This window comes from Sorangium aterium, assembly GCF_028368935.1.
In the GTDB taxonomy this organism is placed as follows: Bacteria; Myxococcota_A; Polyangia; order Polyangiales; family Polyangiaceae; genus Sorangium; species Sorangium atrum.
In genome coordinates this window covers 803,449-818,335 of record NZ_JAQNDK010000006.1, presented here as the reverse complement: position 1 = coordinate 818,335, position 14,887 = coordinate 803,449, and the positions used below count along the sequence as shown (strand labels likewise).

The 14,887-nt window shown below is 70.4% G+C and carries 10 protein-coding genes; 6 read left to right on the top strand and 4 right to left on the bottom strand.

What is annotated here, in order from left to right:
* Positions 1-2: 2 nt before the first annotated feature.
* From POL72_RS47130 to POL72_RS47120, 3 genes are all read left to right on the top strand, one after another.
* Complete coding sequence (locus POL72_RS47130) at positions 3-329, top strand: chromate resistance protein ChrB domain-containing protein (protein WP_272103614.1); 327 nt, start codon at positions 3-5, stop codon at positions 327-329.
* A gap of 195 nt (positions 330-524) precedes the next feature.
* A complete protein-coding gene (locus POL72_RS47125) occupies positions 525-851 on the top strand; it encodes a hypothetical protein (RefSeq protein WP_272103612.1) in 327 nt (108 codons plus the stop codon).
* Between the two features lie 38 nt (positions 852-889).
* Complete coding sequence (locus tag POL72_RS47120) at positions 890-1,888, top strand: DUF1259 domain-containing protein (RefSeq protein ID WP_272103610.1); 999 nt, start codon at positions 890-892, stop codon at positions 1,886-1,888.
* Positions 1,889-1,985: 97 nt separating this feature from the next.
* Here the strand turns inward: POL72_RS47120 and POL72_RS47115 are convergent, their stop codons facing one another.
* Together POL72_RS47115 and POL72_RS47110 are read right to left on the bottom strand one after the other, a co-directional pair.
* Entirely contained in the window at positions 1,986-2,366 is a 381-nt protein-coding gene (locus tag POL72_RS47115; protein ID WP_272103608.1) for a response regulator, read from the bottom strand.
* 85 nt (positions 2,367-2,451) lie between these two features.
* Positions 2,452-5,598 (bottom strand): ATP-binding protein, encoded by a 3,147-nt coding sequence (locus tag POL72_RS47110; protein WP_272103606.1) that lies wholly within the window; start codon positions 5,596-5,598, stop codon positions 2,452-2,454.
* Between the two features lie 362 nt (positions 5,599-5,960).
* Here POL72_RS47110 and POL72_RS47105 point away from each other — a divergent pair, with 362 nt between their 5' ends.
* Positions 5,961-7,901, top strand: coding sequence for an ABC transporter ATP-binding protein (locus tag POL72_RS47105; protein ID WP_272103604.1), 1,941 nt, complete (start codon positions 5,961-5,963; stop codon positions 7,899-7,901).
* Between the two features lie 275 nt (positions 7,902-8,176).
* On the opposite strand, the gene POL72_RS47100 is transcribed toward POL72_RS47105, so the two are convergent.
* On the bottom strand, positions 8,177-9,202 hold the full coding sequence (locus POL72_RS47100) for a phosphatase PAP2 family protein (RefSeq protein ID WP_272103603.1): 1,026 nt from the start codon (positions 9,200-9,202) through the stop codon (positions 8,177-8,179).
* A 979-nt stretch (positions 9,203-10,181) separates the two neighbouring features.
* Between POL72_RS47100 and POL72_RS47095 the strand changes: the two genes are divergently transcribed.
* A complete protein-coding gene (locus tag POL72_RS47095; RefSeq protein ID WP_272103602.1) occupies positions 10,182-10,562 on the top strand; it encodes a KGG domain-containing protein in 381 nt (126 codons plus the stop codon).
* A gap of 66 nt (positions 10,563-10,628) precedes the next feature.
* Here the strand turns inward: POL72_RS47095 and POL72_RS47090 are convergent, their stop codons facing one another.
* Positions 10,629-12,392: a PE-PGRS family protein gene (locus tag POL72_RS47090; protein WP_272103600.1), complete on the bottom strand. Its 1,764-nt coding sequence runs from the start codon at positions 12,390-12,392 to the stop codon at positions 10,629-10,631.
* Positions 12,393-13,203: 811 nt separating this feature from the next.
* Here POL72_RS47090 and POL72_RS47085 point away from each other — a divergent pair.
* Entirely contained in the window at positions 13,204-14,856 is a 1,653-nt protein-coding gene (locus tag POL72_RS47085; RefSeq protein WP_272103599.1) for an FAD-dependent oxidoreductase, read from the top strand.
* Positions 14,857-14,887: the final 31 nt, after the last annotated feature.

Below are 14,887 nucleotides of genomic sequence, written 5' to 3'. Positions count from 1 at the left end.
CCGTGCTGGCCGCCGAGGTACGCGGCCGTACGTGGGTCACCCGCAAGAACATCCACGTCGACCGCATCGCGAGCGCGTGGATCATCCGGCGCTTCCTCGATCCGGAGGCGTGCTTCAAGTTCGTGAGCGGCAAGGGTTACTCGCCGGAGCCGGGCGAGCTTCGCTTCGACATGTTCGAGGCCGAGTTCACCCACGAAGGCGACCGCTGCACGTTCGAGGTGCTCCTGAACCCGCCGCCGAACGAGTCGAGGCTGAACAGCGCCGCGAGCCGGAAGACGATCCGGCGCGACCGCAGGAGAGGCGCGGCCTTCGCGGTCTGCGTGTGCTGATCGAGCGCGGGCGAGAGCTCGCAGTAGAGAATGCCGACTGCGACCGCGACAGCCGCATACAGCGCGAACCCTGAGCGGGTCCCGATCTGGAGCGGGCTGAGACCGAGCGATGAAAGGTAGTCCGCGGCCGTCGCCGATGAGCCCACGATCCGCGACCTCCGGGCCCCGGTCAGGTGCAAGGCCGTTTCCGGCAAGGTGGACCAGGCATGTGGCCTCGTCTTCCGCTATCTCGACGAGAACAACTACTACATCACCCGTGCGAACGCGCTCGAGGGCAATGTGCGGCTCTATCATGTCAAGGACGGACGCCGGACGCAGATCGCCAGCTGGAGTGGCGCGGTGACTGGCAACTGGCACGAGCTGCGGGTAGATGCCCGCGAGGACCGGATCCAGGTTCACTGGGGCGGGAGCCAGATCATCGACGCGACGGACCGGACGTTCACTGCGCCGGGGAAGGTCGGTGTTTGGACCAAGGCGGACTCGGTCACGTACTTTGACGACCTCACCATCATGCCGCTCTGATCTGAGAAGATGCCGCTTGGACAAGAGGAGAAGAAGCGATGAGGAACATCGTTGATTGGCTCGGTCTCGCCGCGCTGATGGCGCTCGGCTGTAGCAACGCATCCCCGGCGCCCTCGGCCGAGCCGCCGGCGGTCGCGCGCCCCGCCGCTCCGCCTGCAGCCGATTCCGCCGCTCAGGCACCGGTGGCCGCCCCGGCCACCGTGGATCCCGCGGTCGTCGAGGCGTCCACGGGGGGCAAGGCGGAGGTCACCGAAGGCGTCGTGAAGGTCTCGTTCCCCCGGAACGACGTCAAGGTCGAGGTGGATGGCTGGGCCATGCCGCCGTTCATGGGCCTCACCTCGTGGGCCGGGTTCACCCCCGGCCACAAGCCGGGCGTCGAGGCCATGGTGATGGGCGATCTCGTCATGTTCGAGGACGAGGTGAACGACGCCATGAGCGCCGCCTTCGATGCCGGGCTCGAGGTCACCGCGCTCCACAACCACTTCTTCTTTGACCGGCCCAAGGTCTACTTCATGCACATCGGCGGCGAGGGCAAGCTGGACGCTCTCGGCAAGGGCGTACGCGCTGCCTTGGACGCGGCGCGGGCCATCCGGCAGAAGGCGCCGAAGCCGCGCGAGCGCTTCGAGGGGCCGGCCATTCCGGCCAAGAGCACCATCGACCCGGCCAAGGTGGAGGCGGCGCTCGGGGTCAAGGTCACCGCCAAGGACGGCATGGCCAAGGCGGTGATCGGCCGACCGGCCGCCGTCGCCGACTGCGGCTGTAAGATCGGCAAGGCGATGGGCGTGAACACGTGGGCCGCATTCGCAGGCACGGATGACAATGCCGTCGTCGACGGCGACTTCGCGGTCACCGAGGACGAGCTCCAGCCCGTCCTGAAGGCGCTCCGCGCGGGCAAGATCAATATCGTGGCGATCCACCATCATATGATCGGCGAAGAGCCGCGCATCCTCTTCTTTCACTACTGGGGGCGCGGCCCCGTCGCCGAGCTCGGCAAGGTGGTGAAGGGCGCCATCGGCCTGACCAAGAGCCAGCCATGACTGCGGGCCGACGGACTCAGGTTCGAGCGAGCCGGCCAGCTCCCGGCCAATCATGAAAGGCGTGAAGTTTCCAGCCCGCACGCCGCGCGCCGCCGGATCACTCCCTCCGGAAGCTCCGCTCGATGGTGTCCATCAGCTTCAGCACATCGAACGGCTTGCTGAGGATCGCGTCCGCGTCGATGCCGGCGCGCTCCGTCGCGCCGCGCGCGGTCATCACCACGGTGGGCGTGGCGGCGAGCGTCGGGTCGCGCTTCTGCTCGGCGCGAAACTGGAACCCATCCATGACCGGCATCATCAGGTCGAGCAGGACGAGCGCGATGGACGAGGGATCGTCCCGCAGGGTTGCCAGGGCCTCGCGCCCGTTCGCGGCGCAGGCGACGGCATATCCCTCCTCTTCCAGGAGCTCGCTCAAGGTACGGCGAATCGCGGCGTCGTCATCGACGATCAGGATGCGCTTGCTGGGACGGCTCATCGTCATGCGCACTCGCTCCCTTCGCAGGGTGACGGCGACCAGGGCGCCACGACCTCGGGCCGGCCCGCGGGCCCCCCTCGCGCCGGGCGCCTCAGGCGCCCTCGAATCCCGGCAGACCCCGCCGGCCCGAGCCCCGAGGGCCGGCGAGCGGCAGGGTCACCTTGAAGGTCGAGCCCTCTCCCAGGGCAGAGCTCACCTCGATCGAACCATCCAGCGCTTCGACCACCTGCATCGTGATGTAGAGCCCCATGCCCAGGCCGCCATAGTGCCGCGCCGACACGGCGCGCTCGAACCGCCCGAAGATCCGCCCGATGTGCTCCTGCGCGATCCCGATGCCGTGGTCCGCGATCGTCAACGTGGCCATCGGGCCCATCGGGGCGACGGTGATCTCGATCGGGTTTCCCTGACCATATTTGAGCGCGTTCGAGACGAGGTTTTCGACGACCTGCTCGAGCCGCACCCGATCCCAGCTCCCTGCGACGTCGTCCGCCGCGCTCACGGTGACCCGCGAGCCCGCCTCCGCGATCTCGCCGCCCTCCTGGAAGCGAGACACCACCTGCCGGACGATGTCCGACAGCCGGACCTGCTCCAGCTCCAGGGCGAGGCGCCCCGCGGAAATGCGGGAGATGTCGAGGAGGTTATCGACGAGCCGTCTCAGCCGCTCGCTCTGCCGGCGAACGAGCCCGAGCCGGTCCATGAGCCACGGGAGGCGCTCGCTGTCATGGCACAGCTCGGGCGCGCGGCGCATCAGGGTCTGGATCTGCAGCGCGAGCGGGGTGAGCGGCGTCTTCAGCTCGTGGGAGGCGATCGAGAGGAACTCGTCCCGCAGCGCGATCGCGCTCTGCGCGTCCCTGTACAGGCGCGCGTTGTCCACCGCGAGCGCGCAGCGGCGCCCGAGCTCCTCCGCCGCCGCGAGGTCCGCCGGGCTGTACCGGCGCTCGGATCGCACGACGATGAAGGTCAGCGTCCCGAAGAGCCGCCCCCGCCGCGCCAGCGGGACGCACATGAACGAGTGCCCCCCGATGGCCCGGATCACCCGGAGGTGATCGTCGTTCTGCGCGATGGCGCACATCTGCTCGTCGGTGAAGTGCTCGACGAGCACCGACCTCTGCTCGAGGAGCACCTTGGTCGGCGGGTGCTCCGGGTTGCCGTCGAGCTTGGGCGCGAAGCGCTTCGCCTCCTCGGCCACGGCGGCGAGCGAGGGGTCCGAGTGCGCCACGCCCACCCGCCGGAAGGTGCCGTCCTCCTCGTCGAGCGCGTCGACGAGGCAGAAGTCGGCGAGCACAGGCACCGCGAGCTGCGCCACCCGCGCGAGCGTCGTGGAATAGTCGAGCGACTCGGCCAGCACCACGCTCGCCGCGTCCAGGAAGCGAGGCAGCTCCTGCGCGCGCTCGCGCTCCGCGGCCTCGACGGCGCGCCGCCGCATCCGCGCCATCTCGATCTGCGTCCGGACGCGGGCGAGGAGCTCGCGCGGCGAGAACGGCTTCACCAGGTAATCGTCCGCCCCCGTGTCGAGGCCCTCGACGACGGCGTCCTCCCCCGCCCGAGCGGACACGAGCACCACAGGGACGCTGCTCGTCCTCGGGTCCGCCCGGAGCTCCCGGAGGAGCGCCACGCCGTCGAGCTCGGGCATCATCACGTCGCTCACCACGAGGTCGGGCGGGCGCGCGAGCGCGGCCTCGAGGGCCGCCCGCCCGTCCGAGGCCGCCTCCACGCTCCACCTCGGCGTGAGCAGGTGGATGAGGTACTCGCGCATGTCCGCGTTGTCGTCGGCGACGAGGATCCGCCCCTCTCCGCCCCCCGGGGTGACCTGCACGGGCGCGGCGTCGGCGCGCGGCTCCGGGCCCGTCGGCGCCGCGCCTTCGCACCCACGCGAGGACCACTGGGACGCCTCGAGCACGTGGAGGTTCGCGCTCGCCGCCGAGGGCGCCGGCTCCCCGGCGGCGACCACGCGCTCCGGCGCCAGGTGCGCGCGGCCCCTCGGGATCGCCACGGTGAACGCGCTCCCCTGCCCCACCGCGCTCGAGGCGCGCAGCGAGCCGCCGTGCGCCTTGACGAGCTCCTGGACGAGGGCGAGCCCGATCCCGGTGCCCTCGATGCTCCGGCTGCGCGCGCCCTGCACGCGGTGGAACCGCTCGAAGATGCGCGGGAGCTCCTCCGAGGGGATCCCGGTGCCGGTGTCGCGCACGGTCAGCTCGACGTGGTCCGGGTGAGCGCGCAGCGAGACCGCGATCTCCCCCTCGAACGTGAACTTGAAGGCGTTCGAGAGGAGGTTCATGACGACCTTCTCCCATTGCGCCGCGTCGACGTAGACGGGCTCGGGCAGCGGCGGGCAGTCCACGACGAGCGACAGGCCCGCGCCCTCGATCAGCGAGCGGAAGGAGCTCGCGAGCTCCGCGGTGAGCCGCGCGAGATCGGTGGGCGCGAACGACGTCTGGAGGCGCCCCGCCTCGATGCGGGAGAAATCGAGCAGCGTGTTCACGAGCCGGAGGAGCCGGAGGGTGCTCCTGTGGGCCGCGGAGAGGCCGTCGCCCGAGAGCGACCTCGCCTGGCTCGACAGCGCGTCCTCGACGCGCCCGAGGATGAGGGTGAGCGGGGTGCGGAACTCGTGGCTCACGTTGGCCACGAACTCCGTCTTGAGGCGGTCGAGCGTCGCGAGCTCGTCCCGGTGCTGCGCGACCTCGCGCTCGAGCCGCCGCTGCTCGGTGACGTCCCGCCCCTCGGCGATCATGAAGACCACCTTGCCCTGCCGATCCTTGACGGGGTTCAGGTTGAAATCGATGGTGATGCGCCGCTCACCTTCGTTGCCCCCGAGGACATCCACGTCGTACCTGACGAACTCGCCGCGCGCCGCGCGCCGCACCGCGTCCTTCAGGCGCTCCTGGATCTCCGGCGAGCCCTGCCACCAGCGGCACTCCCAGAAGGGCACGCCGTGCACCTCCCTCCGCTCCACGCCGGCGCCGCGGGTCGAGGTATGGTTCGACTCCCAGCTCGTACCGTGGGCGTCGAGCAGGCCGAAGAACTGGAAAGAGCTGTTCATCGCGACCCGCGCCGCGAGGAGCCGCATCAGCCCCGACTCGCGACCAGGGCTCGCGCGGGCGAGCTCCTGCTTCAGAAGCTCGGTGTCCCAGAGGAGATGTTCTTCGGAGTCATCCACGGGTCGCACGATCGCGAGGTCTTCCAGGCATTCGATGAAGTCGCGCCCTTCTGCGCGTTCCTCGCTCGACCGCTGTTTCATCCCTTCTCGCATCACGCTCGCGGCTGCTCGAGACAGAGAACAGCTCATCCTGATGCGCTTAGCGGAGATCGCCGACCACGCAAGGGCCGAGCGACAGCCACCTTGAACTTCCACGGGGGGCCCGCGCGTGGATCCGGATCGTTCGAGCGCAGGACCACCCCTGCGTGCGCCGCAGCAGCCGATCACCACGGGCTGCTGCTGAGGCAGCAGCCCCCTCCCACACCTCCTCCATGGTCACGGTCAAGGCAGAGCTGGCCCGGTTAGTGCATTTTGAGGACGGAGGATGGAGGACGGAGGGCGGAGGGCGGAGCGCTCAGTGACCGTCAGCTCATGAGGGCGCGCTGGGCGCCCAGGACAACTCGGTGGAACCCAAGACATCTCTTCAGCGCGCCCCCGGCGCTCCGGTGCTCCCGGACACGCCCTTCCGCTTCATCGTTCACTTCGTCGGTCGTTACCGTGCCTGGTACCTGGCGATGTTCGTGTTCGAGTCGGCCCACGCCTCGTGCGGCATCATGATCCCGTACGCCATCGGGCAGGTCATCCAGGGGGTCACGCAGGCGTCGGGCGCTGGCCGGGCCGTGCTGAGCGGACGGCTGCGCGACGCGCTGACGCTGTTCGTCGCGCTCATCGCCGGCGAGTTCCTGTTCAGCCGGATCGCCGGCCTCTGCCAGATCCTCGTCGGGCCGTGGCAGCGCCAGAACGTGACCCGCAATCTGTACGCGTACCTCCAGCATCACTCCCATCGTTACTTCAGCAACAACTTCGCCGGAGCGCTCGCCCACCGGATCAGCGAGACGTCGATGGGGGTCTCGCAGACCCTGTGGGCCATCCTCTTCGATTTCTGGCCCATCGCCATCGTCTTCTCGGTCTCGATCGGGCTGCTCTACCGCGCTCACCCGGCGCTCGCCGCGGTCGTCTCGGCCTGGGCGGTGCTGTTCGTCGGCATCTCCTACTGGCTCGCGACCCGGTGCCAGCCCCACGCGGTGCGCGCCGCGTCGGCGCGGAGCGAGACCACAGGCAAGCTCGTCGACTCGGTCACGAACCTCACGAGCGCGCGGCTCTTCGCCCGGTTCGGCTTCGAGCGCGCGTACCTCGACGAGCAGCTCAAGCAGGAGCTCCGCGCGGTGCGCCGATCGAACTGGTACTCCGAGCGCGTGCGCTGGTTCCAGTTCGCCTCCGCCGCGCTGCTCAAGGTGGGGACGCTCTACCAATCGCTCAGGCTCTGGGAGCGCGGCGACATCGGCGTCGCCGAGTTCGTCATGGCGACGAGCCTGTCGCTCCTCATCATCAACGAGGCGCGCAACCTCAGCCGCCGCTTCCTCGAGTTCTTCGAGTTCGTCGGCAACGTCGCGAACGGGGTGAACACCATCGTCCGCTCCCATGAGCTCGTCGACCGCCCCGAGGCCGTCGCCCCGACGGTCGAGCGCGGCCGGATCGAGCTCCGGGACGTGACCTTCGGGTACACGCCCGATCGGCCGATCTTCGAGGGCCTCAACGTGACGATCCCGCGCGGCCAGCGCGTCGGGCTCGTCGGCTTCTCCGGCTCCGGCAAATCCACCTTCGTCAGCCTCATCCTGCGTCTCTACGACATCGACTCCGGTCACATCCTGATCGACGGCGTGGACATCCGCGACATGACGCAGGACGCGCTGCACGCGCAGCTCAGCCTGATCCCGCAGGACCCGAGCCTCTTCCACAGGACGCTCCTCGAGAACATCCGCTATGGCCGGCTGAACGCGACCGACGCAGAGGTGGTCGAGGCCGCGCGGAAGGCGCACGCGCACGAGTTCATCATGCAGATGAAGGAGCAGTATCACTCCATGGTCGGCGAGCGCGGCGTCAAGCTCTCGGGCGGCCAGCGCCAGCGCATCGCCATCGCGCGGGTCATCCTGAAGGACGCGCCGATCCTCCTCCTCGACGAGGCGACCTCGAGCCTCGACTCGATCACCGAGCAGGCCATCCAGGACACGCTGGACGACGTCATGAAGGAGAAGACGGTGCTCGTCGTCGCCCATCGCCTCTCGACGGTGGTCCACCTCGACCGCATCCTGGTGTTCGAGAACGGCCGGATCATCGAGGACGGCACCCACGCCGAGCTGCTCGCGCGAAACGGGGCCTACAAGCGGCTCTGGAGCAAACAGTCGGACGGATTTCTGCCGGTGAGCGCCGCCGAGGAGCCTGCGGCGATGGAGGCGCCGACGGTCCGCGTGCACGAAGCACCGCGGCTCCAGCCGGCGGCTGACCGCGCCGACGAGCTCCCGCTGGGTACTCCGCTGAAAGCGTGGGAGGCACCGCTCGCCTGAGCGGCCGCCAGAAGGTCACGTTGGACGACGGCAGCCCCGCGGCGGGCGTCACGGGGCTGAGCGGCACCCACGCTCGATGACGTGGGGCGAGTCTGCCACCCGCCGCTTCATCGCCTTTCCTGGCCCGGAGAGCCCCTGCGCCAAGCTGTCGCCCAGCCCGCTGCCGGCGCCCTGCTCGTGCTCACCGAGCTCAGGCCGGGGCCGGCTCATTGAGACCTGCTCCCCCGGCTCGAAGGCGCGCGGGGCAGGAGCGCGCCAGGGCCGGAGAGGCGCGCTTACCGGAAGCTCCACGGCTGCGGCTGACCCAGGCGGGCGCGGAGGCCCTCTTCCCAGCGGACTAGCCGCGGCGTGAGCCACGCCGTGCCAACGGCCAGGACGACGCCGGCGACCACGTCGACCGCGTAGTGCCAGCGGAGGAGCATGGTGGAGACGATGATGTTCATGGAGAAGAACGCGGCCACCACGGCAAGCCAGAAGAGGCGCCGGTCGGTGCGCGCGCGGTGGAACGTATAGAGGGCGAACCAGAGCGGCGCGGCGGTGTGCAAGGAGGGAAAGACGTCCTTCATCGCGCCGCCGGCCTGCACGACGCTGCTCACGCAGCCCCAGAAGAAGCCGCCGTCCAGCGGCCCCTGGTAGAGGTGGCTCAGCGCCTTGATCGGGCCGTACGCAGGGACCGCCATGTAGCCGAGCTGGCCAACACAGTAGACGAGCGTGGAGCCGACCGCGTACTCCGTCGTCCCCCGGCCGGGGCGGGCGACCCAGACCGCCAGCACCATCGAGAGGAAACAGATCAAGAAGTAGCTGAAATAGAAGAAGGAGAACCACTCCACGATCGGGCGCGTGTTGAAGCGCTCCATCCAGAGGGCTGGCTCGACGTGGAAGAGGAGGAGGTCGAGGTGGAGGAGCTCCGCGTCGACGCTATCGCTCCGGACCGCCGGCAGAAGGGTCCGGAGCGACAGGTAGTTGAGGAGGAAGGCGCCGACGAGCGAGAGTCGGTAAAGCACGCTCCGGAGCAGCGGCGCCAGGAACGTGGCGCGACGAACGAGCAAACAGACGGACACCAGGGCGGCGATGCCCGCGAGATTGCGGTTCATGGACTGCGCTCGCAGCTCCGTCGGCGGCGCCCCGAGCAGGAACATCGTCGTCAAGACGAGATAGCCGATGAGGATCACGTCGTGGAGAGCGAACACGCCGACCAGGCCGCGTAGAGCGTCCTTCAACAGCGCGCCTTCGCGCTCGACGTCGACCAGCCCGCCGGAGCCGGCGACCTCGTCACAGTCCGTTGTGAGCCTCTCTTGCATTCGGGGACGTTCCAGGGATGGCATGGTGCGCATGGGCTGCTGACGCCGGGCCGCTCTCTATCACGTGTTCGCGCGTGGCGTCACCGTGACATCGGTGACGCTCCAGCGACCGGGAGGCAACAGGCGGAGCAACTCGGGGGCCACGCGGATGTCGAGTTTTTGACGGCCCGCCTCGCGCCGCTCGACGGCGGCAGGAGCCTCCGCGCCCCCGGCGCGGCGCCTGGGCGACAGCCCACCGCCGCCTCGGCGGGCCGCTCGCGTGCGAACGCGGCGACGCAGCGGCGCAGCGTCTACGCGTCGCCACGATGCCGCCGTCGCGTCCCAGGTTGCGCTGCAGGGCTCGCTGACGCGCAGAATCTGCGCGGCGGCGTCACCTCCGGCTCTGCGCGACGGCTGCGCCCGCGACGCCGGGGTCGGCGATGGTGCTCGAGAACTCGCGCCGTCAAGCGCTCTGGACACCGGAGCTCGATCCTCGCGGCGGCCCGGCGGCCGTGACGTCGGCGACGTCGCGAGCGCCCGAGTCGTCCACACGAGAGAGCGCGTCATCTCGACCGCGCGCCGAGGACGAGGCGCGATGGCCCGCCCGCTCACGACCCGTGGGGCAGTCTGCCGCGCGGCGGGCCGTCCGCTGGAACGCCGGTCTCGGCCGGGCTGAGCAGCGCTGGACGCAACGCGATGCAATGGGCGCGGCGCACGTCGGCGCAGAAACCGCGTCCTCCCCCGGGTGCGCGCGGAGCATCGCCGTCACCTCGCCCGGCTGGAGCGCACCCTGGACGCTCCCGAGCTCTCACGAGAATCCACGGATGGCCCTTGGATCCGCGCCGGTGACGTCGAGTGTCCATGGATCCCTCTTCATGGCACTCACGTTGCAGTCCCCCCGAGGAGCCGACATCGCTCAGCGACGATCCCACAGGGCACCACGCCTGGGTCGCCCGTGCGGGGGCTGAAGCGATGCGCCCAGACACCAAGGAGACGACTCATGGCACAGCAACACGGTCAGAGCAGCAGTCGTGGGTTCGCGGCGATGGACCAGAAGCAGCAACGCGCGATCGCGAGCATGGGCGGCAAGGCCGCGCACGAGAAGGGCACGGCCCACGAGTTCAGCTCCGAGGAGGCCCGCGCAGCCGGCCGCAAGGGCGGCGCGAGCGTGAGCCAGAATCGCGAGCACATGGCCGCGATCGGCCGCAAAGGCGGCGCGGCCGTGAGCCAGAACCGCGGACACATGGCGCAGATCGGGCGCAAGGGCGGCGAGTCGCGCAGCGACGGACCGAGCGGCGCGCCGGGTGAGGGCGAGCGCGAGGGCGAGCAGGGCAGCAGCACCGCGCAGCGCGCCGACCAGCAGCGCAACGAAGCCAACTGAGCGGCGCGGCGGCACACCAGCGTCGGTGATCGGGCGCGCGGGGATCCCTCCGCGCCCGATCTGCCGTCACGGCGACAGGGTGACGAGGAAGACGTCGGCGTTGCTTCGGTCGCCCGCAGGCGCGCTGTGCTCGATGGCGGGGAGGCCTCCGCCGAGCTCGATCCGCGCGCCGTGGAAGAGGCCGGCGGCGACGGTGTTCCCGCTGCCGGTGACGGCCTGGGCCGTGGCGAAGCAGAAGACCCCATCGCGGTAGACGTCGGACCAGAGCTCCTCGGAGAAGTCCTGGCTGAGCTTCGCGACGAACGCATCGCCCGACTCGGGCGGCTCGATCTCGACCGGCGCCCCGCCGAGCTCGAGCGCCTCCGTGAAGTAACCGCTCAGCACGTGGTTGCCCCAGGGATCCTGCGAGAAGCCCCAGACGAACTCGTCGCCCGCGGAGGGAAGCCCGCGGGCGGCGAGCGGCGCACCCGTCCCTGCGTCGAGCCGGGCCAGGTAGAGGTCGTACTCCCCGACCGGAGCCTGCTCGATGTCCGTGGACCCGACGCGGAACGGAGCGCTGTAGTTGCCGAGGACGACCGGATGGCCGTCGAGCCCGAGGGTGACGAACTTGGCGAACTGCTCGCCGGCGGCGCCGAGCGACCGAGCCCAGGCGAGGCCGCCCGATGCGAGATCGAACCGCAGAACGAGCCCATCGATGCCGTAGATCGGCTCGCCGTCGCGCGAGCCGTCGACGGCGCTCTCCACGGCGTGGCCGTCGATCTCGAGCTTTCCGCCGAACGCGCCGGCCGCGTAGAGGGCCGACTCGCCGACCGCGACGCTGCGGAAGCGCTGCCAGCTCTCCGCGGACCCGAATCGCCGGCTCCAGAGGTGGCCGCCGCTCGGGTCGAGCTTCGCGACGACGACGTTGGGACTGCCGCTCCCCTCGAGCGCGGTCCCGGGATCCTCGCTGAAATTGATGCTGCCGTCGACCATGCCGAGGACGACGATCTCGCCCGCCTCGGTGACGGCCACGGCCGTGGCGCCCTGGTCGAGCTCGCCGCCAAAGCGCTTGCTGAAGACGTGGTTGCCGTCGGCGTCGAGCTTGGCAACGAAGAGGTCCTTCCCACCGGCGCTCACGAGCGCCGTGCTCGGGTCCGCGCCGAAGTTGAGGGTTCCCTCGAACTCCCCGGCGACGACGACGTTGCCGATCGAATCCGTGGCCACCGCGAACGCAACCTGCTCGGACTTGTCGCCGAAACGCCTGCTCCAGACGTGGCCCCCCGCTGCGTCGAGCTTCACGACGAAGAGGTCGAGATCACCCTCGCTCACGAGGGCGTCCGCCTCACCGCCGAAGTTGATCGAAGTCTCGAAGCCGCCGACCAGGACGACGTTCTCGTGCGGATCTGCAGCGATCGCCTCGATTCGCTCGTTCTTGGCATCGCCGGCGCCGCGCCCCCACAGGGCATCTCCGAGGAACGCCGGAGGCTCGCCGCCACCACTTCCGCCCGCGCCGCCGCCGCTTCCTGCGCCCCCCACTCCACCTGATGCGCCCGCGCCCGCTTCGCCACCTTGCCCGCCGGCGCCTCCCACTCCACCGCTGCCGCCGGCGCCTCCGACTCCACCGCTGCCGCCGGCGCCCGCTTCGCCCCCTTGCCCGCCGGCGCCTCCGACTCCACCGCTGCCGCCGGCGCCGCCTTCACCGCCTTGCCCGCCGCCGGCTCCGGCCCCGCCCTGCCCGCCGACGCCGCCTTCGCCGCCTTGCCCGCCGGCGCCCCCGACGCCGCTCGCCGACGAGGTGGCGCCGTCCTCGGGCTCCGAGTCGCAGCCGTCGCAGCCCAGGGGAAGTCCCATGCCCGTCAGAAGAGCAATCCGAGCCACTTTCGTCACCAAGTGCGCTTTCATCAATCCTCCATATCCCGACGAAGAGCCCGAGCCACGGGCGCTCGGCGGAGCCAAGGCTGGTCCGGCCCCCCCTCGCCGTAGGCTGTCGAACGTCCTCAATCTGCTGTGTCGTGGACGTCAAGTACGCGTGCGCGCGGATCGAATCAAGCAGCTGTCGCGGCGAATTCGTGGCAACGAGCGGCTACCCGTGGATCTGCCGGTACGACGCGTCCCGCCTGACCGGCGCGCCTCGCCTGGGCGGCGCCCCCGCTGACCAACCGTTCTCTTGCACGCTGCCCGCGATGGGCTCGGACGCACGCTGCGCGCCGCAGGTTCGCCTCATCGTGGCAGAATGCCTCACCGTGAGCCCCGCGGCACCTCCGACATACGTGCCGCGCCGGGCGGCGGTGGGCGCGGTACGCGATCTGCATTGTCCCGCGAGCAATGTGGGTAGCTTGGCTCCGGAGCGCCACGACTCTCTTTGCGCTCGCGCTCTTCGCGCGCAGCGGCGATAAGCGCCGCGCGGGCAAGCGTCGGCGCGCGGGAGGCCGGCGTGGCGAAAGGGGCCTGACGAGCTCGCCCGAGCGCGCATTCGCGCGCGAACGAAGAGCGCCGCCGGCGCGCGTCCCCCCGCGCGCGCCGGCGGCGCGGCGGCCATGGAGGCCGTGTCCGCGGCGTCCGGTGCCGCAGATCATCACGCCTCCCGGGCAGCGGACCACACGACCGATCACCGAGACGAAGCGCCGGGCCAAAGCCCTCGGCGTCCAGACGCGGAGCGCCTATGACAGAGCGAGCCTACGATAAGAACACCGCCTGGACCCACGCCGTCATCCCTCCGATGACCCCCCTCGCGACCGACCACGAGGCGGACGTGTGCGTCGTCGGCGCGGGGATCGCCGGGCTGACGACGGCATATCTCCTCGCGAAGGCCGGCAAGAGCGTCGTCGTCCTCGACAACGGCGCCGTCGGCGGGGGCGAATCGGGGCTCACCACCGCGCACATCACGCACGCGCTCGATCGGCGCTGGGCCTCGCTCACGAAGCTCCACAGCAGGAGCCGCCTGCGCCTCGCGGCAAGGAGCCACACGACGGCCATCGAGACGATCGAGCGGATCGTCGCGGAAGAGAAGATCGACTGTGACTTCCGGCGCGTCCACGGCTATCTCTTCGCGGCCCCGGGGTCGCCCCCGGCCACCCTCCGGGACGAGCTCGAGGCCGCGCAGCGCGCCGGGCTCGGCTCCACTCATTACGTCGACCGCGCGCCGCTGCTCGATTTCGATACGGGGCCCGCGGTCCGCTTCCCCGATCAAGCGCAGTTTCATATTCGCAGGTACCTCGCGGGGCTCGCGCGGGCGATCGAGCGCGACGGGGGCAAGCTCTACACGCTCGCGCACGTGGTCGACGTCGACGAGGGCGCCGTGCCTCACGAGGTCGTCGTCAGGACGGCCCGCGGGCACCGGGTGATCGCCGGCGAGGCCGTGCTCGCCACGAACTCCCCCTTCATTCCGCGCATCGCCGTGCACCTGAAGCAAGCCGGTTACCGGACCTACGTCGTCGGCCTGCGCATCCCCCGGGGCGCCGTCCCGCCGGGGCTCTACTGGGATACGGCCGAACCGTTCCATTACGTCCGCCTCGCCAACATCAACGGCGCGGACGGCCCGGACGAGGTGCTCCTCGTGGGAGGAGAGGACCACAAGACCGGACAGGCCAGCGACGCGGACCAGCGCCACGCGCGGCTCGAGGCGTGGGCGAGAGAGCGCTTCACGCAGGCCGGCGAGGTGCTGCACCGCTGGTCCGGCGAGGTGATGGAGACGGTCGACGGCCTCGCGTACATCGGTCGCGTCAAGAAGGGCTCGAGGATCCTCATCGCCACCGGCGACTGTGGCAACGGCATGACGCACGGGACGATCGCAGGCCTCGTGATCTCGGATCTCGTGCAGGGCCGCGAGAGCCGGATGGCGTCGCTCTTCGATCCCACCCGCGTCAACCTGAGCCTGGCCGCCGTCTCCGAGTACGCGAAGGAAAACCTCAATGTCGCGTGCCAGTACGCCTCATGGTTCGGCAAGGGCGATGTCGATGACGTGGCGCAGATCGCGCCCGGCGCCGGCGCCGTCGTGCGCAGGGGCCTGAAGAAGCTCGCCGTCTACCGGGATCCGCAAGGGCAGCTCCACGAGATGTCGGCGATGTGTACGCACCTCGGCGGCGTGGTCTCGTGGAACTCCGCGGAGCGCAGCTGGGACTGCCGCTGTCACGGCGCCCGCTTCGACGCCGTGGGCCGCGTCCTTCGAGGCCCGGCGACGGCCGATCTCGCGCCGATCGCGCCGAGCGAGGCGCCCCTCAGCGCAGGAGGATCCATCTCGCCGCCGAAGGAGCGGGAGGGGGTCGCCGGCCCGACGCCCACCGTGCCGCTGCCGCAGAGTCGCCCGGCCACGTGAACGGAGCGAGTCGCGAACGCCAACAACCGGT

Excerpts from the sequence above, each read along its gene's own strand:
- POL72_RS47120 (WP_272103610.1), top strand. The coding sequence starts at position 890 with ATGAGGAACATCGTTGATTGGCTCGGTCTCGCCGCGCTGATGGCGCTC.
- POL72_RS47115 (WP_272103608.1), bottom strand. The coding sequence starts at position 2,366 with ATGACGATGAGCCGTCCCAGCAAGCGCATCCTGATCGTCGATGACGAC.
- POL72_RS47110 (WP_272103606.1), bottom strand. The coding sequence starts at position 5,598 with ATGAAACAGCGGTCGAGCGAGGAACGCGCAGAAGGGCGCGACTTCATC.
- POL72_RS47100 (WP_272103603.1), bottom strand. The coding sequence starts at position 9,202 with ATGCAAGAGAGGCTCACAACGGACTGTGACGAGGTCGCCGGCTCCGGC.
- POL72_RS47095 (WP_272103602.1), top strand. The coding sequence starts at position 10,182 with ATGGCACAGCAACACGGTCAGAGCAGCAGTCGTGGGTTCGCGGCGATG.
- POL72_RS47090 (WP_272103600.1), bottom strand. The coding sequence starts at position 12,392 with ATGGGACTTCCCCTGGGCTGCGACGGCTGCGACTCGGAGCCCGAGGAC.
- POL72_RS47085 (WP_272103599.1), top strand. The coding sequence starts at position 13,204 with ATGACAGAGCGAGCCTACGATAAGAACACCGCCTGGACCCACGCCGTC.